We start from the raw sequence: 18,799 nt of genomic DNA, 5'->3' as shown, positions 1-18,799 counted from the left end.
TCTAAAAAAATTCTTTAACTTATTCACAAAAATAAAGGATGTGTATAATGTTAGTCACAATATATAATAAAATTATCCACAAGATACACACAAAATGTGGATAAACGAGATAACTTTTTATTTATCCACACAAAAACATAAATAAATAATAGCAAAAAAAAGTTATAATATCAACTGTTACAAAGAGTTATCCACAAAACTATACTTACTAACACAAAATATAAAATAAAAGTGTGGAAATATGAAAAAGTACGTGGATAACTTATTAACAGATAAAAAACAGGAGATATTTATCCACAAAACTATTAGAAATGTGTGTGGATAAGTGGATAATTTATCTATAAATAAAAAGTTGCTAATCATATAGAAATTTGATATACTTCAATAGTTACTGTAAATCACTAGGCGAAATTCGATAAGAATTGATAGATGAAATTTCAATTAATGGAGGTGTTTTAAGTGGTAAAACGTACTTATCAACCAAATAAACGTAAACATAGCAAAGTTCATGGATTCCGTGCACGTATGAGCACGAAAAACGGACGTAACGTATTAGCGCGTCGTCGTCGTAAAGGCAGAAAAGTATTATCAGCATAAGATCACTGAACATTCAGTGGTCTTTTTTTTGGTTTAAATAAGAAATAAGTTCTAGTATAATAAGTGAGAATATGTATTGATGATGAGATGGTGTAAAGAATGGAAAAAGCATATCGTATCAAGAGAAATGAAGATTTTCAGAAAGTCTATAAACAAGGTAAATCCGTAGCGAATCGTCAATTTATAATATATCGCCATAAAAATGAGCATAATGAGCATTTCAGGTTAGGAATATCGGTCTCAAAGAAAATTGGAAATGCCGTTACAAGAAACAGAATTAAGCGTGCAATAAGAGAGAGTTTTACAAAACATAAAGATGATATTATTAAAGATGATTTTATTGTAATCGCCAGGCAGCCTTCAAAAGAGATGACAACGAATGAAATTAATAAAAGTCTGGAACATGTGATGAAGATTGCCAAAGGTTTTAACAAAAGAATCACTTAAAGATGGAGGGAATCTGTTGTTAGAGCAAAACTTTATTGATGTTACTGTGGAAGATGCAATTAAGCAAGGATTAAATGCGATGAACGTTACAGAAAAACAAGTGAAAATTGAAGTGATTCAACCTGGTAAAAAAGGCTTTTTCGGTATCGGTAAACAAAACGCAGAAGTAAAATTGATTATTATTGATCCTGAACTTAAAAGAACAAAGTCAGAATCAGCTTCTAAAACAAATCCTGAAGAAGAGAAGCAACTCGTACAAGCACATGATGCAGATGAAACTGTTGAGACATCTGATGAAATAGCTCATGAAACTGAAGTTGAAAAATCGTCACCATCAGTAGAACATGCCCATAAAAATCATAAACAAGAACTGATTGAATCAACGAAAGATTATATTATGCAGGTGATTCATAGTATGGGGTATGAAGCGACTGCTGAAATTCATTATAAAAATAATAGCGAAATTGTTATTAATATTGAGTCTGATGAAGCGTCCCGCATTATAGGTAAACGTGGTCAAATATTAAATAGTTTACAAGTGCTCGCACAAAATTATTTTAATCAATTAGAAAAAAGCTACACCATCATTACGTTAGATATCGAGAATTATCGCGAAAAACGTAAGGAGACATTGCAGAACCTAGCGCTTAACATGTCTAAAAAAGCAATTGCGACAGGTAAACCGGTTAAATTTGAACCAATGCCTAATTATGAACGCAAAATTATGCATCAAATACTATCAAAAATAGAAAATATCGAAACATATTCAGAAGGTCGCGAACCACATCGCTATTTAGTAATACGTGCAAGATAATATTCAGGAATTAACTCTAAAAACAGTCGTTTTTAGAGTTAATCTGTTTATTTAATGCAAAGTGATTTATTATTTATACATTTAAGATTAAAATCGATACATGATTATAGGAGGAGTATGTAATGGAACTGGATACTATTGCAAGTATATCAACCCCGATGGGTGAAGGTGCAATCGCTATCGTTCGCTTATCAGGAAATGAAGCGGTGGAGATTGCGGATAAATTATATAAAGGTAAGCATCGATTAAGTGAAGTTGCATCTCATACAATAAATTATGGACATATTATCGATCCTTCAACTGATGAAACTATTGAAGAAGTAATGGTTGCAATTATGCGTACGCCGAGAACATATACGCGTGAAGATATCGTAGAGATTAACTGCCACGGTGGAATTATGACTGTGAACCGTGTCCTCGAACTTGCACTTACAAATGGAGCAAGATTAGCTGAGCCGGGTGAATTTACAAAGCGTGCGTTTTTAAATGGACGTATTGACTTATCTCAGGCGGAAGCAACGATGGATTTTATACGATCAAAAACAGATCGTGCAAGTCGTGTTGCGATGCAGCAGATTGAAGGGCGTTTAAGTGTGTTAATTAAAGGATTGCGCCAATCTATTCTTCAAATATTAGCACAAGTGGAAGTAAATATTGATTACCCTGAATACGACGATGTAGAGGAAGCTACAAGTAGTTTCTTAATGTCAGAAGCACAAAAAATCGAAACAAGTATTTCAAATTTATTAAATACGGCTAACCAAGGTAAAATTTTACGTGAAGGTTTATCTACTGTAATTGTCGGTAAACCGAATGTGGGAAAAAGTTCGATGTTGAACAACCTGATTCAGGATAATAAAGCGATTGTAACTGAAATTGCCGGAACAACACGTGATGTACTAGAGGAATATGTGAATGTACGTGGTGTTCCATTAAGACTCGTTGACACAGCAGGGATTCGTGAGACGGAAGATATCGTTGAGAAAATAGGTGTAGAACGTAGTCGTGAAGCGTTGAAGAAAGCAGATTTAATTTTATATGTGTTAAACAATAATGAAGTACTGACTGAAGAAGATTATCAACTTGCAGAAATAATAAAAAATGAAGATGTCATTGTAATTATCAACAAAACGGATTTAGAAACGAAACTGGATTTAGAAGAAGTGAAGACGATGGTAGGAGATGCACCAATCGTTAGAACATCAATGTTATCGCAACAAGGAATTGAAGAGCTTGAAGAACAGATAAGAACACTGTTCTTCGCTGGAGAAGTATCAAATCAAGATATGACATATGTATCTAATGCGAGACATATTAGTTTACTAAAACATGCACAAACTTCTATACAGGATGCAATTAATGCAGCACAAATAGGAGTTCCAATCGATATGATTCAAATCGATTTAATCAAAACATGGGAATTACTCGGAGAAGTTATTGGAGAATCAGTTGACGATGGATTAATTGATCAACTCTTTAGTCAGTTCTGTCTTGGGAAATAAGGAGGAAAAATTTTGGAACAAAAATATGATGTAATTGTTGTCGGAGCTGGACATGCTGGTGTTGAAGCGGGACTTGCAAGTGCAAGAAAAGGCGCTAAAACACTAATGCTTACAATAAATTTAGATTCAGTAGCATTTATGCCATGTAACCCTTCAGTTGGGGGACCAGCAAAAGGAATTGTCGTAAGAGAAATTGATGCACTTGGTGGGCAAATGGCTAAGACGATTGATAAAACGCACATTCAAATGCGTATGCTCAATACAGGTAAAGGACCTGCAGTGCGTGCACTTCGCGCGCAAGCAGATAAAGTACTTTACCAACAGGAAATGAAATCTGTTATCGAAGCACAGGAAAATTTAGATATTATGCAGGGAATGGTTGAACGTCTAATTATTGAAGATGGAAAAGTGCTTGGAGTAGAAACTGTTATCGGAACAACGTATTTAGCAGATGCAGTCGTATTAACGACAGGTACATTTTTACGTAGTGAGATTATTCTTGGAAACATTAAATATTCTTCTGGACCAAACCATCAGATGCCTTCAATTAAATTAGCAGATCATTTACGCGAAATTGGATTTGATATTGTAAGATTTAAAACAGGTACACCACCTCGTGTAAATGGAGATTCTATTGATTACAGTAAGACAGAAATTCAACCAGGTGACGATGTGCCACGCGCATTCAGTTACGAAACGACAGAATTCATTATGGATCAGTTACCATGCTGGTTAACATATACAAACGGTGAAACACATAAAGTAATTGATGATAACTTACATTTATCGGCGATGTATTCAGGGATGATTAAAGGGACTGGGCCAAGATACTGTCCATCGATTGAAGATAAATTTGTACGCTTTAACGATAAACCGAGACATCAGATTTTCTTAGAACCTGAAGGGCGTAATACGACTGAAGTTTATGTTCAGGGACTTTCGACAAGTTTACCAGAACACGTACAACTACAAATGTTAAAGACGATTCCAGGTTTAGAAAAAGCAGACATGATGCGTGCAGGTTATGCGATTGAATATGATGCAATTGTGCCGACGCAACTTTGGCCGACGCTAGAAACGAAAAAGATTCAAGGACTTTATACGGCCGGACAGATAAACGGTACTAGTGGATATGAAGAAGCAGCGGGACAAGGATTAATGGCAGGGATTAATGCTGCTGCAAAAGTTTTAGGACAGGATGAATTAATACTTGGCCGACACGAAGCATATATAGGCGTACTAATTGATGACCTTGTCACGAAAGGAACGAATGAACCATACCGATTACTGACAAGTCGTGCAGAACATCGTCTATTACTCAGACATGATAATGCAGATTTACGTTTAACAGAAATCGGTTATAAAGCCGGCTTAATTGACAGTGCCAGATATGAAAGATTTAACAATAAGAAACATGCAATTTCCGAGGAAATAAAACGATTATCAAATATTCGTATTAAACCGAATACACAAACACAAAGTATGATTGAATCACGTGGAGGAACACCACTTAAAGATGGTATACTTGCCATTGACTTGTTAAGACGACCAGAGATGGATTATGCATCTATAGTCGCTTTACTTGAAGAACAAGGCATGGTTGATGAATCTGTTCAGGAACAAGTAGAAATTCAGACAAAATATGAAGGTTACATTCAAAAATCATTACAACAAGTTGAAAAAGTGAAACGTATGGAAAATAAGAAAATTCCTGAGAACATTGATTACGATGATATTCATAGTTTAGCTACTGAAGCCCGTCAGAAACTTAAAGAAGTTAAGCCATTAAGTATCGCGCAGGCATCACGTATTTCAGGTGTTAATCCTGCTGACATATCTATCTTATTGATTTATATTGAACAAGGGAAAATAAAAAGGGTGAATTAGATGAATGAGACGAAATTTTTACAACATTTAAAAGAAAAAGGGTTCGAACTCACTGAAGCACAACAAAAACAATTTGCAATTTACTACGAAACTTTAGTAGAGTGGAATGAGAAAATTAATTTAACAGCGGTAACAGAAAAAGAAGAAGTTTATTTAAAGCATTTTTTTGATTCGATTACGCCGAGTTTCTATTTTGATTTTAATAAAGTAAAATCTATTTGTGATGTTGGTGCAGGCGCTGGATTCCCAAGCATCCCTTTAAAGATATTGTATCCGCATTTAGAACTTACTATCGTGGATTCTTTGAATAAACGCATCAATTTCTTAAATCATCTGAGCGCTGAACTGAACCTTACAAACTGCCGATTTGTACATGATCGCGCTGAAACTTTCGGAAAAGGGCAATATAGAGAAAGTTTCGATGTTGTAACAGCAAGAGCAGTTGCAAGGTTATCGGTATTAAGCGAGTTATGCTTACCACTTGTTAAAAAAGGTGGCCATTTCATAGCGTTAAAAGGCGCACAAGGTGAAATCGAAGTTGAAGAAGGATTATTTGCTATTTCAATTTTAGGAGGAGAAGTTGTAGAAAATCATCCACTGACACTTCCTGAAGAAGAAAGTATGCGCTATATTCTGGACATTGAAAAGAAAAGACAGACACCTAAGAAATATCCACGAAAACCAGGTACACCTAATAAAGAACCATTATTAAAATAAGTATTTGAATTGAAAGTGAGTCGATTGTTATGAAAAAACCTTTTTCAAAATTATTTGGGCTGAAAGAAAAAGAAGAGGATATGGAAGTTGCACGCCAAAATGGTAATGTTGTAAAAGTTTCCGTTGAACGCATCGTACCGAATCGCTATCAACCGAGACAAATATTTGATGAAGAGAAAATAAAAGAGCTCGCTGATTCTATTAAATCATATGGATTACTACAACCTATTGTCGTACGTCCAATTGAAGAAGATATGTATGAAATCATCGCAGGTGAGCGCCGTTTCAGAGCGCTGAAAATGAATAATACAGCTGAAACAGAAGTAATCGTTAAACAAATGAACGATAAAGAGACAGCTGCGATTGCATTGATTGAAAACATTCAACGTGAAAACTTATCAGCGGTAGAAGAAGCAGAAGCATATAAAAAACTGCTGGACTTAGATGGAATCACACAAAATGATTTAGCGACAAGTCTAGGTAAAAGCCAGTCATTTATCGCGAATAAATTACGTTTATTAAGATTGTCACAACCGATACTGGATGCGTTGAACAAACATCAGATTACTGAACGACATGCGCGTAGCCTCCTTGCGTTAGATGAAGCGGGACAACTTCAAATGCTTAATATTATTAAAAGTCAGAATTTAAACGTTAAGCAAACAGAAGAGCGTGTTAAACGTATGCTTGGTGGAGAAGATGTGAAACCGAAGCGTATTGGGTTTACGCGTGACATCAAACTTGCATTTAATACAATTGGACAAAGCTTAAAAGCTGTTGAAAAAAGCGGCGTTAAGGTGAAACGTAAAGATACGGAATACGAGAATTTTTACGAAATTTCGATTAAAGTATTTAAAACAGATAAGTAATAGATGAACATTTTTAATACCCGAATATTTCCTGGAAAATGAAAATTTTATCAGGAATATCGGGTATTTTTTGTATATGTATTTACATTCATTATCAGATTATTTAGAATATTATAGTAAGCGTTTTCATTATGAAGGGGGATTTGTATGGTTACATTTTTACTATGTATTGTACTTCTGATAATAGGTTATTTTACGTATGGATATTACATTGAGAAAATTTTTGGGGTTAAAGAAGAACGACCTACTCCGGCATATGATCAACAAGATAATGTTGATTTTGTTCCGATGAATACAAAACCAAATGCGTTGATTCAACTATTGAATATTGCTGGTGTTGGGCCAATATTTGGACCTATTATGGGGGCTTTATATGGACCTGTTGCTTTTATATGGATAGTTCTGGGATGTATATTTGCAGGTGCTGTTCATGATTATTTAACGGGTATGATTTCAATTAGAAACAAAGGTGCTCACTTACCTGAACTTGCAGGGAAGTTCCTGGGAAAAGCGATGAAACATGTTGTGAATGTTTTTACACTGTTATTATTGCTATTAACCGGCACAGTATTCGTAAGTTCACCTGCAATTTTAATACATGGATTGTTTGATAAGAAAATAGCTCTAGGTGTTATTATTTTAGTTATATTTATATACTATTTCTTATCGACTGTATTACCTATTGATAAAATCATCGGTCGTATTTATCCGTTATTTGGTGCGTTTTTACTAATCAGTGCGGTAGGTATATTCGTGAGATTATTACAAACAGGGGCACCAATTCCTGAGTTAACATTATCTAATATGCATCCTGATAATTTACCGATATTCCCGCTTCTATTTTTTACAATTAGTTGTGGTGCACTTTCTGGGTTCCATGCTACTCAATCACCAATTATATCAAGAACTACAAAGAATGAACGTAATGCACGTCCAATCTTCTATGGAATGATGATATTAGAAGGAATAATTGCAATGATTTGGGCTGCTGCTGCCATGAGCTTGTTTGATGGATATGGCGGTTTAAAGGAAGTGCTAGCACAAGGGGAAGCAGCGCTTGTTGTAAGTAAAGCGTCTACAATGCTATTAGGATCTTTTATTGGGACGATTGCAATATTAGGTGTTATCGTTTTACCGATTACTAGTGGTGATACAGCATTTAGAAGTGCTCGTATGATTATCGCGGACTATATCAACTTAAGTCAGCAATCTATCTTAAAGCGATTTTATATTGCAATTCCTTTGTTTGTTATTAGTTTTATACTAACACGTATGGATTTCAGCCTATTATGGAGATATTTCTCATGGGCTAACCAGACAACAGCAGTAATTGCATTATGGGTCGGAGCAATGTATTTGTTGTTAGCAAAGAAAAATTACTTAGTTGCTGCATTGCCTGCTATATTTATGACGTATAATGTGTTTGTATATATACTGAGTCAACCTATAGGGTTTGGTTTAAGCTTAACGTTAAGCTACTATATATCAGTTGTACTCACAGCATTCATTATCTTTTTATTTGCTCTGCAGTATAAAAAGGTGTCGAATCGAAATGCTTTTGAATTAGATTATCCTGTAGTATTTAACAAAGGATAGAAGTTTATTTATACCCGAATATTTCCTGGAAAATGAAAATTTTATCAGGAATATCGGGTATTTTTTGTATGTGATGTAGTATTATTATTGTTTGTGCAATATCGCTTTAAAATTGATATAATCGATACTATATGAATAACGGTTAGGAGAGAGTACTCATGACAAAAATTTTGGCGATTGCCAATCAAAAGGGTGGCGTTGGTAAGACGACGACGTCAGTAAACTTAAGTGCAGCACTTAGCGAGTTAGGTAAGAAAGTGTTACTAGTCGATACAGACCCTCAAGGAAATGCTACGAGCGGTGTAGGGATTGATAAAAATAACGTAGAAAATTCTGTTTACGATATGCTTGTTGAAGATACAAATATTAATAAATGTGTGTTGCCAACTGAGCAGGATAATTTATTTATCATTCCGGCAAATATTGCTTTAGCAGGTGCGGAGATTGAACTTGTTTCTGCGATGAGTAGAGAAGTACGTCTTAAATATGCCTTTAAAGACCTTGATCAGGAGTTCGATTATATTATTATTGATTGTCCGCCATCTTTAGGATTACTTACAATCAATTCGTTTACAGCGGCAAACGGTATTATTATCCCGGTTCAATGTGAGTATTACGCACTTGAAGGTTTAAGTCAGCTCTTAAATACGATTAAACTAGTTCAGCGCCACTTAAATCAATCATTAGTAATTGAAGGTGTATTACTGACAATGTTTGATGCACGTACAAATTTAGGAAATGATGTTATCGCAGAAGTTAAGGAACATTTCGGTGATAAAGTGTATGAAACGGTTATCCCGAGAAATGTTCGTTTATCAGAAGCGCCATCTCACGGTCAACCGATTAATGTATATGATGCACGTTCAACGGGTGCTAAGACTTATATGAGCTTAGCAGAGGAGGTAGTACAAAATGGCTAGAGGTTTAGGGAAAGGGCTTGGCAGAGGCCTGGATGCATTGTTTCAGGAGAATAGCCAGGACGAAGTGATTGAGGATTTAAATGTAAGTGAACTACGTCCAAATCCGTATCAACCAAGATTAGAATTTGATGAAGCGGCTTTATCTGAACTGAGTGAATCGATTAAGATGCACGGTGTGTTACAGCCAATTGTAGTGCGTAAAACAATAAAAGGTTATGACATTGTAGTAGGTGAACGTCGATTTAGAGCAAGTAAATTAGCAGGAAAGCATAAAATACCTGCTATCGTAAAGGAATTATCTGACCAGCAGATGATGGAACTTGCCATTATTGAAAACTTGCAACGTGAAGATTTAAATCCGCTGGAGGAAGCGAAAAGTTACGAAACGTTAATGAATCATCTTAAATTAACACAGGCAGAAGCAGCAGACCGCCTCGGTAAGTCACGTTCTTACATCGCAAACTTATTACGTTTATTAAACTTACCACAGGAAATTAAGACGATGATTAATCAAAAAGAAATTTCAGGTGGTCACGGCAGAACACTATTAAGCTTGAAAAATGACGAAGAGATGATTGAAGTTGCGCATAAAGTGATTAAAGAAGATATGAGTGTCCGCGCACTTGAGATGTATATTAAAGCGAGAAATGAAGAAGGTGCAACATCTGAAAAGAAAGAAACAAAAGAGAAACAAAAACCGAAGTTTCTCGTGAAACATGAAGAAAAACTAAAACAGCATTTAGGAACTAAAGTGGAAATTTCTAAATCCCGTAAAAAAGGAAAAATCGCAATCGAGTTTACTTCTGAAGAAGAATTTAACCGTTTGATTAACTTACTTGAAAATGTAGGTGAGTAGATGGATAAGTTAGTTTATTTCTTTAAAAGATTAATAAAGCCTTATACTGATCCGGAATTTTGGGCAGGTATAGGTGTTAATGTTTTTTGGGCTTTCGTATTATTAATTTTTGGATTCTTTTTAATTAAGTTTATTCATAAAATGATTGAGCAGTTCTTTAACGTGCGACGCAAAACAAATTTATCGCATTCTGAAAAAAGAGACACGACGCTGATTAAATTGCTGCAGAATATTGCATCATATGTTACATGGTTTATTATTATAACGACGATTTTAAGCAATTTCGGAGTAAAGGTCGAAAGTATTATTGCCGGGGCCGGAGTTGCAGGTATCGCCATTGGTTTCGGGGCACAAACACTCGTTAAAGATATTATTACAGGTTTCTTTATTATTTTTGAGAATCAGTTTGATGTTGGTGACTACGTTAAAATTAATACAACCGGAACTACTGTCGCTGAAGGAACTGTTCAGTCGATTGGGTTACGTTCTACAAGAATTCGTTCATTTACAGGCGAATTAACAATTTTACCGAATGGTACGATGAATGAAATTGTTAATTTCTCTGTGAACAACTCTGTTGCTGTATTTGATATTACAGTTTCAAGTGAAGAGAATTTAGAAGATGTTGAAGCGTTAATTAAACCGTACCTTGAAACTTTAGATGAGAAATATGATGATTTAATAAAAGCGCCTGAAATTCTCGGTGTAGAAGCAGTATCAGCAGGTGAAGCCAAAATAAAAATAGCGGCAGAAACATTACCAAACCATCATGTTAAAGTATCGCGTATGTTAAGACGTGATTTAAAAGATTATCTGGATCATAACGGAGTTAAAGTACCAATGCCTCGAATGATTATGTATAATCAACCAGATAAAAAGGGTGGATAATATGGATAAATCTTATGATTTAAATGATATAGTAGAGATGAAGAAACCTCATGCATGCGGAGAAAAGCACTTTAAAATTATTCGTCTCGGTGCGGATATTAGAATTAAGTGTGTAGGCTGTGATCGCAGTATTATGTTGCCGCGACATGAATTCAATAAAAAAATAAAAAAAATAACGCATAAAGCGTAAATAAGAGGAGATTAAATTATGGCATTAACAGCAGGAATCGTTGGTTTACCGAACGTTGGAAAATCAACTTTATTCAACGCAATTACAAAGGCAGGCGCGCTTGCGGCTAACTACCCTTTCGCGACAATTGATCCAAACGTAGGTATCGTTGAAGTACCGGATCATCGTTTAAACAAATTAACTGAACTTGTAGAACCTAAGAAGACTGTTCCGACAGCATTTGAATTTACGGATATTGCAGGAATCGTAAAAGGGGCATCTAAAGGTGAAGGTTTAGGGAATAAATTTTTATCACATATTCGTGAAGTGGATGCAATATGCCAAGTTGTCCGTGCGTTTGAAGATGAAAATATCACGCATGTTTCTGGGAAAGTAAATCCAGTTGATGATATTGAAGTTATTAATATGGAGCTTGTACTTGCAGACTTAGAATCAGTTGAGAAACGTTATGCACGCGTTCAAAAGATGGCAAAGCAAAAAGATAAAGATGCAATGGCTGAAGAAGCGGTACTTGCGATTGTAAAAGAAACATTAGAAGCTGAAAAACCGGTGCGCAGCATTGAGTTTTCACCAGAACAGGCAAAGGTTGTTAAAAATATGCATTTATTAACGGCAAAGCCAATGCTTTACGTTGCAAATGTTTCTGAAGATGATCTAATTAGTGGAGAAGAGAATGAACATTTACAAGCGATTAAAGCGTATGCTGAAGCTGAAGGTTCTGATGTTATCGTAATTAGTGCGAAGATTGAAGAAGAATTAGCAACACTTGAAGACGAAGATAAAGCTGAGTACTTAGAAGACTTAGGTATTGAAGAAGCAGGACTTGATAAATTGATTCGTGCATCTTATCAATTATTAGGACTTGCAACTTACTTTACTGCTGGCGTGCAGGAAGTTCGTGCGTGGACATTTAAAAAAGGAATGACGGCACCTCAATGTGCAGGAATCATTCACACTGATTTTGAACGCGGCTTTATTAGAGCAGAAACTGTAAGTTACGATGATTTAATTGAATACAATGGTATGAGCGGTGCTAAAGAAGCAGGTCGTGTAAGACTTGAAGGTAAAGAATATATTATGCAAGATGGAGATGTCGTACATTTCAGATTTAACGTCTAAGTATATATGTTGAGGTGAGGATATGGAGCCATTAAAGCGCATTATTTACTGCATTAAATTAATCGATAATGATGGGGACTGCAACCCAATATATGATGTAGGTTATCATTATATTGTACAGGTCATTAATAGCAATGAACGTGTTGACTTAAATGATTCAATTTATGAATGTGTTACATATCACCCAACAACGGTACGCTTCCTGGAAGTATATGCAATTGACATAATATACCCTGAAGACGAGGATTATGCTCAATATTTATATTTATCCCAGGAAGCAAAGCTGCATCTCTTTTATTCAAAACAAATGAAAACTTTCAAGCTGAGCAATGTTTGTTAAATAAATATTGCTCAGCCTTTTATTTTTAATTGATGAAATAAGTAAACTATGCTATAATTCTCTATTGTGAGTAATGAAAATTATTCCTTGCTTTATATTACTATAAAGCCGCATAGACCATAAGGAGGTGTAAATGATGAGAAATTACGAAATTATGTATGTCGTACGTCCGAACATTGAAGAGGATGCTAAGAAAGCTTTAATCGAGCGTTTCGAACAAATCTTAACTTCAAACGGAGCGGAAATCATCGAATCAAAGGATTGGGGTAAACGTCGTTTAGCTTACGAAATCAACGATTTTAAAGAAGGTTTCTACCAAATCGTTCGCGTTAAGTCAACTGACGAAGCTACTAATGAATTCGATCGTTTAGCAAAAATCAACGATGACATTATCCGTCATATCGTTGTTCGCGAAGAAGAAAAATAATAACATTATGTGGGGGCGATTTATTTGCTTAACCGAGTTGTATTAGTTGGTCGTTTAACGAAAGATCCAGAATACAGAGTCACAACATCAGGTGTGTCAGTCGCTACATTCACTTTAGCAGTAAATCGTACATTTACGAATGCTCAAGGAGAACGTCAAGCTGATTTTATCAACTGTGTCGTATTCCGTAAGCAAGCAGAGAATGTTAATAATTTCCTGCATAAAGGTAGCTTAGCTGGGGTTGACGGCAGATTGCAATCCCGTAGTTATGATAATCAAGAAGGACGCAGAGTATATGTAACTGAAGTTGTTTGTGATTCAGTTCAATTCCTTGAACCGAAAAATGCAAATCAATCACGTTCAAATAACCCGTCTGATGACTATTCAAGTTATGACCAAGGTAACTACGATAAAGGAAGTTACGGTCAAACTCAAGGTCAGAACTATCAAGCAGCAAATAATCAACCAAATACATCAGCACCATCAAACAACCCGTTTGCAAATGCAACAGGGCCAGTAGATATTAGTGATGATGATTTACCGTTCTAATAAGTAATAAAAAGTAAGGGAGGCAACAATCATGGCAGGTGGACCAAGAAGAGGCGGTCGTCGTCGTAAAAAGGTTTGTTATTTCACAGCAAACGGAATTACACAAATCGACTATAAAGAAGTAGAGATGCTTAAGAAATTCATTTCTGAACGTGGTAAAATTTTACCACGTCGTGTAACAGGTACTTCAGCTAAATACCAACGTATGTTAACTGTAGCTATCAAACGTGCACGTCATATGGCATTATTACCATATGTTAAAGATGAAGCTTAAGATTTAATATATTGAAAGCCCGGGACTTTTGTCTCGGGCTTTTTCGTTTTAAGGACACATGCCTATTTGTATTTTGTAAATCAATTAATAAAATTACTATTTTTAGTTGTATTATTTTTATTCAATTTGTATAATATTTTTGTAATTATTCAATTCTATTTTTTTCTAATCTTGATAATTGGAGGCTTATATGAACGATATTACTCAGAATAATTTCAATGACGACCCAGCATCTAACGAAAATTATCCTTATAATCGTTTATTACTGTTCAAAATGTATCAAATTCTTGAAAAAGTAGATTTACCAAATGCAGAATTACATTGTTTTCATAAGAACATATTAAAAGAGTGTAGAGAAGAGCAGTATCCATTACTGTTTGAAGAACTGACACTAGAAAGTGAAAAGATTCTTACATCTGTAATGAGAACTGTAGAATATATCATTATGATGTATGTACACTTAACTAAATCTTATAAAACACTGTCCAATACGCAGCGAATTCAAATAGAACAACATCCTTATTCGAACTTTATAGGGTTTAGTTTAAACTATGAATCGGATTACGAAGTTTATGCAAATTATTATTTAACGGAACTGATGTCATATGATCATTTATTAAACCTCGAAAAGTTTCATACTTGCAAAACAAAACCACAAAGTCTCACTTATTATAAGGAAATGGTTGACCGTTATAAAAAATATCAGATTAATACATATTTGACGTATCAGGAAATAAAAGAGATATTAGGTTAGCGCATATTGCTTATTAAATCATTAATAATGTGTTCATCAATTTCATTGCACGTACCGTATTTTGTGCGATAAATATATTCAATTGCATATTGTTTATTGTTATGTGATTCTAATGATTTAACAAATAAATTCATTGGAACAGGTGCATCACTTCTCAAACCTGGCTGATAATAATTAATCTCATATTGCTCGAAACCAAATTTATCATAAAATCCAGCAAGAGGACTTTTTCCATGTGCATCTTTTTCACATTCCAGCATGATAGTTTTTAAAGTCGTTCCATTCTCTTCGCAAAGCGTTTTCATCGTTTGTTCTGCTTCGTTCATGAGTGTACGTGCAATGTTTTTGCCGCGTGCTTTTTCGTTTACGACTAAGTAAACAATATAACCAATACTGTACGTAACTTCAAGGTGGAATGCGATGAAGCCTAATACTGTATTATCTTCATATGCTACAACAAAGTGGTAACGTTCATAGTTTTTTGATTTAAGATCAAATGATTTGTAAAATACTTCGACTGGCTCGCATATTTCAGCGGGGAATTCTTTTGTATAGAGTTCCATGCTTTGATTAAAATAATGATCCGTCGAATTAAGAGAGATGAGCTTCATTTGTATTACTCCTATAAGTATATTTACTCGTATTGTAACATATTGGAAGTGGAAGGTCATAAATGATGTTTTACAACAAAAAAAGATAGGGATAAGCCCTATCTTTTTTGCTAAATTAGCGACGGTCAGTTAAGTCGTCGTTATTAAAGCTACGGTCTTTTAGGTGTGCGTTTGAATCGTCAATTTCAACTTCTTCTTTACGTACATCTTCAGATACGTGTTCAGTTTCAGTTACACGATTTTTCTTGATTAATAATTCTTCTGAAACAACATTATCTTTTTCGATATTAACACGTTCTTCTGTTAATGGTACACGGATTGTTTCATCTTCTAAGTTATTATCAAAGTGATCATCAGATACAACTTGGTCACTTACTTTACGACGCTCAATTGTTACTTCGTCGTGTGATACAGGTACGTCAAATTCCTGACGCTCAGTTACAACATTTTTATCGATTGTAACTTCTCCAGATTGAACTGAATCTTTGTTTACACGTAAACGCTCTTCATGTAATTGGATTTTTTCATCTTCACCTAAATCATCACGGTTACGAATGTCTTCATCTAATAAGTTTAAACGTTCTTCACGGCTTAATTTACTATATTCATCATAATTATAGTTGTTCATATCTACTACTTCCTCTCCATTTTGTAAATTGTTGTTACGATGTTTACTCGCATAATCTGCATCGCTATCTGCAGTAGCACTTGCTGCATAGCCAAGACCAGTACGGTCATCTTCTTTATTGTTTGGAACGCTATCATAGTATGACTCGTTATCTACATATAATAAGATTTGGCCACTTTCAACAGCATTTTCATATTCTACTTTTTCGCTATCTGTTAAGTTCAATTTATCAAATACGCGGTGTTGTGGGTCTTCACCAGTGAAGAATGCCGCCACTTTATCACCAAATGAACCTTCTGCATTTTTGTATTGTACATCTGTGTAATCTAAAGCTGAGCCTTCTAATTTATGTTTTGAAACAACATGAATATCATGCTCAGAAATCCCTTCAGATTTTAATTGATCAATTCTTCTTAATAACGTCTCTTCATTTGAAAATGATTCTAAATGTCTTTGTCTCATTATTCGTACCTCCAATATTTTGGTTTATGTACTTTCATGATGTCGTTGTTTTGTTGCTATGCTAAATGTATACCCAGTGCATATAGTTTCAAACAAAAAGTATTAAAAAATATTAAAAAAAGACTTGACAAAATGCATGCGTTATATAGAAGAAAACCAGTTTAATTTTTTAAAATAAAATAGAATAAATTGATAACATATCGTTTAAGGATAATATCGGATTACATTTTTCATATAATATTCTGACTTATTTCAAAAATGATATTGCTAAATCGAGCTGATTTTGTTATTATCAAAAACATTAATATAAATTACATACAAATTATACTCATATAAATTAAAGAATATGGCTTTGGAGTTTCTACCGCATTACCGTAAATAATGCGACTATGAGTAATTAAATAAAGAGGTTTTTTATTTATTACTCATCTAAATGATTTAGATGAGTTTTTTTGTATAGTATAGGAGGAAGACAAGTGGAAAAGTTGCAGCAACGTGTAAAAGAAGATGGTGTTGTTATTGATGGTGGTATTTTGAAAGTGGATTCGTTTCTGAATCATCAAATTGACCCTGAATTAATGTATGAAGTTGGTGAAACGATATACGACAAGTATAAAAATGAGGGTGTCACTAAAGTTTTGACGATTGAGGCATCTGGAATTGCACCAGCTATAATGGCCGCACTAAAGTTTAAAGTACCTTGTCTTTTTGCGAAAAAATCTGTACCGAGCACATTGACTGAAGAAGTGTATCACACAGATATTCATTCTTATACGAAAAATAAGACGAGTCACGTTGTCGTGTCAAAACGATTCTTAAATGAAGATGATCGAGTAGTCATCATTGATGACTTTTTAGCAAATGGTGAGGCAGCACTTGGTCTTTATAATCTTGTACAACAAGCAGGAGCAACGTGTGTTGGTGTTGGAATTGTAGTCGAGAAAAGTTTTCAGCCGGGTAAACAGCGTCTGCTTGATGCAGGTTTAGATGTAACGAGTCTGTGCGAAATTGCTGCGCTTGATAATGGCAAAGTTACATTAGTAGGAGAGGGCGAACATTAATGAAAAATTTACTGTTAAGTTTGCAACATCTTCTTGCGATGTATGCCGGAGCAATTATTGTTCCAATTATCGTCGGGCATGCATTAGGGTTCAGTGCACAAGAAACAGCATATTTAGTTTCTGTCGATATCTTTATGTGTGGTGTTGCTACATTCCTACAAGTATATAAAGGTATCGGAATTGGCTTACCTGTAGTGCTTGGATGTACATTTACTGCCGTAACTCCAATGATTATGGTAGGTTCAAAACACGGTATAGATGTACTGTACGGATCTCTCTTTGCTTCAGGTATTATTATCGTCCTTATATCACCGTTCTTTTCATATTTAGTAAAAATATTCCCGCCAGTAGTAACAGGTAGTGTTGTTACGATTATCGGTATTACACTAATGCCAGTTGCGATGAATAACCTGGCAGGAGGTCAAGGAAGTAAGGATTACGGAGCACCGATTAATATATCATTAGGCTTAATCACATTAATTATTATATTAGTTATCCATAGATTATCTTCAGGATTTATTCGTTCAATTGCGATATTACTCGGTTTAGTGATCGGTACAATGATTGCTTCGTTCTTTGGATTAGTAAATTTAGGCGCAGTGCATGAATCAAACTGGTTCGAATTACCGAAACCGTTTAGATTTGCAGGATTTAAATTTGAGTTAGGTTCAATTTTATTGTTTGTTATAGTAGGAATCGTCAGTTTGATCGAATCAACAGGTGTTTATTCGGCACTGAGTGAGATTACAAAAACAAAAATAGATAGAAAAGATATATCTAAAGGTTACCGTGCTGAAGGGATTGCAATTGTATTAGGATCTATCTTCAATGCATTTCCATATACAGCATATTCACAAAACGTAGGACTTGTTTCATTATCAGGTGTGAAATCAAATAAAGTAATGTATGGGATGGTCGGTTTATTATTGTTATGCGGATCGATTCCGAAACTTGGTGCAATTGCGACAATCATCCCGACATCTGTACTTGGAGGTGCAATGATTGCAATGTTTGGTATGGTCATGGCATATGGTGTAAAAATGCTTGGTGCTATTGATTTTACAAGACAAGATAATTTGTTGATTATTGCAGTATCTGTAGGTATTGGATTAGGAATTACAACTGTTCCAGAAGCATTTAGTAAGTTCGGTAGCGACTATGAATGGTTGACACAAAACGGGATTGTTATCGGTACGTTTACCGCTATTATCCTTAATTTATTTTTTAATGGATTAAATGATAAACAAAACTCGAAAAATGTGAAATAATAGAGCTACTAAAGATTAATAAA

22 protein-coding genes and 1 riboswitch are annotated in these 18,799 nt (G+C 34.8%); of the genes, 20 read left to right on the top strand and 2 right to left on the bottom strand.

The window, feature by feature from the left end; all coding sequences use genetic code 11:
* Positions 1-459 precede the first annotated feature (459 nt).
* The 18 genes from rpmH to LAU42_RS11695 all read left to right on the top strand — a co-directional run bounded on the left by rpmH (position 460) and on the right by LAU42_RS11695 (position 14,746).
* Positions 460-597 (top strand): 50S ribosomal protein L34, encoded by a 138-nt coding sequence (gene rpmH, locus LAU42_RS11780; RefSeq protein ID WP_041636245.1) that lies wholly within the window; start codon positions 460-462, stop codon positions 595-597.
* Positions 598-696: 99 nt separating this feature from the next.
* Complete coding sequence (gene rnpA, locus LAU42_RS11775) at positions 697-1,044, top strand: ribonuclease P protein component (RefSeq protein WP_224183712.1); 348 nt, start codon at positions 697-699, stop codon at positions 1,042-1,044.
* 16 nt (positions 1,045-1,060) lie between these two features.
* Positions 1,061-1,858, top strand: a complete 798-nt coding sequence (gene jag / locus LAU42_RS11770) for an RNA-binding cell elongation regulator Jag/EloR (protein ID WP_224183711.1) — start codon at positions 1,061-1,063, stop codon at positions 1,856-1,858.
* A 122-nt stretch (positions 1,859-1,980) separates the two neighbouring features.
* Positions 1,981-3,360, top strand: coding sequence for a tRNA uridine-5-carboxymethylaminomethyl(34) synthesis GTPase MnmE (gene mnmE / locus LAU42_RS11765; protein WP_224183710.1), 1,380 nt, complete (start codon positions 1,981-1,983; stop codon positions 3,358-3,360).
* A 12-nt stretch (positions 3,361-3,372) separates the two neighbouring features.
* Positions 3,373-5,247, top strand: a complete 1,875-nt coding sequence (gene mnmG, locus LAU42_RS11760; protein WP_224183709.1) for a tRNA uridine-5-carboxymethylaminomethyl(34) synthesis enzyme MnmG — start codon at positions 3,373-3,375, stop codon at positions 5,245-5,247.
* Positions 5,248-5,964 (top strand): 16S rRNA (guanine(527)-N(7))-methyltransferase RsmG, encoded by a 717-nt coding sequence (rsmG, locus tag LAU42_RS11755; protein ID WP_224183708.1) that lies wholly within the window; start codon positions 5,248-5,250, stop codon positions 5,962-5,964. It abuts the gene before it with no gap.
* A gap of 29 nt (positions 5,965-5,993) precedes the next feature.
* On the top strand, positions 5,994-6,833 hold the full coding sequence (gene noc / locus LAU42_RS11750; RefSeq protein ID WP_224183707.1) for a nucleoid occlusion protein: 840 nt from the start codon (positions 5,994-5,996) through the stop codon (positions 6,831-6,833).
* 147 nt (positions 6,834-6,980) lie between these two features.
* Positions 6,981-8,429, top strand: coding sequence for a carbon starvation CstA family protein (locus tag LAU42_RS11745; protein WP_224183706.1), 1,449 nt, complete (start codon positions 6,981-6,983; stop codon positions 8,427-8,429).
* Positions 8,430-8,587: 158 nt separating this feature from the next.
* A complete protein-coding gene (locus LAU42_RS11740) occupies positions 8,588-9,349 on the top strand; it encodes a ParA family protein (protein ID WP_224183705.1) in 762 nt (253 codons plus the stop codon).
* Positions 9,342-10,205 (top strand): ParB/RepB/Spo0J family partition protein, encoded by an 864-nt coding sequence (locus LAU42_RS11735; RefSeq protein WP_224183704.1) that lies wholly within the window; start codon positions 9,342-9,344, stop codon positions 10,203-10,205. The genes LAU42_RS11740 and LAU42_RS11735 overlap by 8 nt, the downstream gene beginning before the upstream one ends.
* Positions 10,206-11,093, top strand: coding sequence for a mechanosensitive ion channel family protein (locus LAU42_RS11730; RefSeq protein WP_224183703.1), 888 nt, complete (start codon positions 10,206-10,208; stop codon positions 11,091-11,093). It begins immediately after the preceding gene.
* 1 nt (position 11,094) lies between these two features.
* Positions 11,095-11,283: a DUF951 domain-containing protein gene (locus LAU42_RS11725; RefSeq protein WP_224183702.1), complete on the top strand. Its 189-nt coding sequence runs from the start codon at positions 11,095-11,097 to the stop codon at positions 11,281-11,283.
* Between the two features lie 18 nt (positions 11,284-11,301).
* Entirely contained in the window at positions 11,302-12,402 is a 1,101-nt protein-coding gene (ychF, locus tag LAU42_RS11720; protein ID WP_224183701.1) for a redox-regulated ATPase YchF, read from the top strand.
* A gap of 22 nt (positions 12,403-12,424) precedes the next feature.
* Positions 12,425-12,742, top strand: coding sequence for a hypothetical protein (locus LAU42_RS11715; RefSeq protein ID WP_224183700.1), 318 nt, complete (start codon positions 12,425-12,427; stop codon positions 12,740-12,742).
* 136 nt (positions 12,743-12,878) lie between these two features.
* The gene (gene rpsF / locus LAU42_RS11710; protein ID WP_224184816.1) at positions 12,879-13,169 is read left to right on the top strand and encodes a 30S ribosomal protein S6; all 291 of its coding nucleotides are present in this window, start codon (positions 12,879-12,881) and stop codon (positions 13,167-13,169) included.
* Between the two features lie 24 nt (positions 13,170-13,193).
* Positions 13,194-13,718, top strand: coding sequence for a single-stranded DNA-binding protein (gene ssb, locus LAU42_RS11705; RefSeq protein WP_224183699.1), 525 nt, complete (start codon positions 13,194-13,196; stop codon positions 13,716-13,718).
* A gap of 31 nt (positions 13,719-13,749) precedes the next feature.
* Complete coding sequence (gene rpsR / locus LAU42_RS11700; RefSeq protein ID WP_224183698.1) at positions 13,750-13,992, top strand: 30S ribosomal protein S18; 243 nt, start codon at positions 13,750-13,752, stop codon at positions 13,990-13,992.
* A gap of 190 nt (positions 13,993-14,182) precedes the next feature.
* Positions 14,183-14,746, top strand: a complete 564-nt coding sequence (locus LAU42_RS11695; RefSeq protein ID WP_224183697.1) for a YfbU family protein — start codon at positions 14,183-14,185, stop codon at positions 14,744-14,746.
* Here the strand turns inward: LAU42_RS11695 and LAU42_RS11690 are convergent.
* Both LAU42_RS11690 and LAU42_RS11685 read right to left on the bottom strand, forming a co-directional pair.
* Entirely contained in the window at positions 14,743-15,357 is a 615-nt protein-coding gene (locus LAU42_RS11690; protein WP_224183696.1) for a GNAT family N-acetyltransferase, read from the bottom strand. The two genes, LAU42_RS11695 and LAU42_RS11690, sit on opposite strands and share 4 nt — an antisense overlap.
* A gap of 115 nt (positions 15,358-15,472) precedes the next feature.
* Positions 15,473-16,447 (bottom strand): DUF2382 domain-containing protein, encoded by a 975-nt coding sequence (locus LAU42_RS11685; RefSeq protein ID WP_224183695.1) that lies wholly within the window; start codon positions 16,445-16,447, stop codon positions 15,473-15,475.
* A 308-nt stretch (positions 16,448-16,755) separates the two neighbouring features.
* Positions 16,756-16,857: riboswitch (purine riboswitch) on the top strand.
* A 66-nt stretch (positions 16,858-16,923) separates the two neighbouring features.
* Between LAU42_RS11685 and xpt the strand changes: the two genes are divergently transcribed.
* Both xpt and LAU42_RS11675 read left to right on the top strand, forming a co-directional pair.
* Positions 16,924-17,508 (top strand): xanthine phosphoribosyltransferase, encoded by a 585-nt coding sequence (gene xpt / locus LAU42_RS11680; protein WP_224183694.1) that lies wholly within the window; start codon positions 16,924-16,926, stop codon positions 17,506-17,508.
* Positions 17,508-18,776, top strand: a complete 1,269-nt coding sequence (locus LAU42_RS11675) for a nucleobase:cation symporter-2 family protein (protein ID WP_224183693.1) — start codon at positions 17,508-17,510, stop codon at positions 18,774-18,776. The genes xpt and LAU42_RS11675 overlap by 1 nt, the downstream gene beginning before the upstream one ends.
* The last annotated feature ends 23 nt before the right edge of the window (positions 18,777-18,799 follow it).

Origin of the sequence: Macrococcus armenti (assembly GCF_020097135.1) — a bacterium.
GTDB classification, from domain to species: Bacteria; Bacillota; Bacilli; order Staphylococcales; family Staphylococcaceae; genus Macrococcoides; species Macrococcoides armenti.
This window is presented reverse-complemented; position numbering and strand designations above follow the sequence as displayed.

Excerpts from the sequence above, each read along its gene's own strand:
- LAU42_RS11695 (WP_224183697.1), top strand. The coding sequence starts at position 14,183 with ATGAACGATATTACTCAGAATAATTTCAATGACGACCCAGCATCTAAC.
- LAU42_RS11730 (WP_224183703.1), top strand. The coding sequence starts at position 10,206 with ATGGATAAGTTAGTTTATTTCTTTAAAAGATTAATAAAGCCTTATACT.
- noc (WP_224183707.1), top strand. The coding sequence starts at position 5,994 with ATGAAAAAACCTTTTTCAAAATTATTTGGGCTGAAAGAAAAAGAAGAG.
- LAU42_RS11685 (WP_224183695.1), bottom strand. The coding sequence starts at position 16,447 with ATGAGACAAAGACATTTAGAATCATTTTCAAATGAAGAGACGTTATTA.
- rsmG (WP_224183708.1), top strand. The coding sequence starts at position 5,248 with ATGAATGAGACGAAATTTTTACAACATTTAAAAGAAAAAGGGTTCGAA.
- LAU42_RS11745 (WP_224183706.1), top strand. The coding sequence starts at position 6,981 with ATGGTTACATTTTTACTATGTATTGTACTTCTGATAATAGGTTATTTT.
- LAU42_RS11715 (WP_224183700.1), top strand. The coding sequence starts at position 12,425 with ATGGAGCCATTAAAGCGCATTATTTACTGCATTAAATTAATCGATAAT.
- rnpA (WP_224183712.1), top strand. The coding sequence starts at position 697 with ATGGAAAAAGCATATCGTATCAAGAGAAATGAAGATTTTCAGAAAGTC.
- LAU42_RS11675 (WP_224183693.1), top strand. The coding sequence starts at position 17,508 with ATGAAAAATTTACTGTTAAGTTTGCAACATCTTCTTGCGATGTATGCC.
- LAU42_RS11725 (WP_224183702.1), top strand. The coding sequence starts at position 11,095 with ATGGATAAATCTTATGATTTAAATGATATAGTAGAGATGAAGAAACCT.
- LAU42_RS11735 (WP_224183704.1), top strand. The coding sequence starts at position 9,342 with ATGGCTAGAGGTTTAGGGAAAGGGCTTGGCAGAGGCCTGGATGCATTG.
- LAU42_RS11690 (WP_224183696.1), bottom strand. The coding sequence starts at position 15,357 with ATGAAGCTCATCTCTCTTAATTCGACGGATCATTATTTTAATCAAAGC.
- rpsR (WP_224183698.1), top strand. The coding sequence starts at position 13,750 with ATGGCAGGTGGACCAAGAAGAGGCGGTCGTCGTCGTAAAAAGGTTTGT.
- LAU42_RS11740 (WP_224183705.1), top strand. The coding sequence starts at position 8,588 with ATGACAAAAATTTTGGCGATTGCCAATCAAAAGGGTGGCGTTGGTAAG.
- ychF (WP_224183701.1), top strand. The coding sequence starts at position 11,302 with ATGGCATTAACAGCAGGAATCGTTGGTTTACCGAACGTTGGAAAATCA.
- mnmE (WP_224183710.1), top strand. The coding sequence starts at position 1,981 with ATGGAACTGGATACTATTGCAAGTATATCAACCCCGATGGGTGAAGGT.
- rpsF (WP_224184816.1), top strand. The coding sequence starts at position 12,879 with ATGAGAAATTACGAAATTATGTATGTCGTACGTCCGAACATTGAAGAG.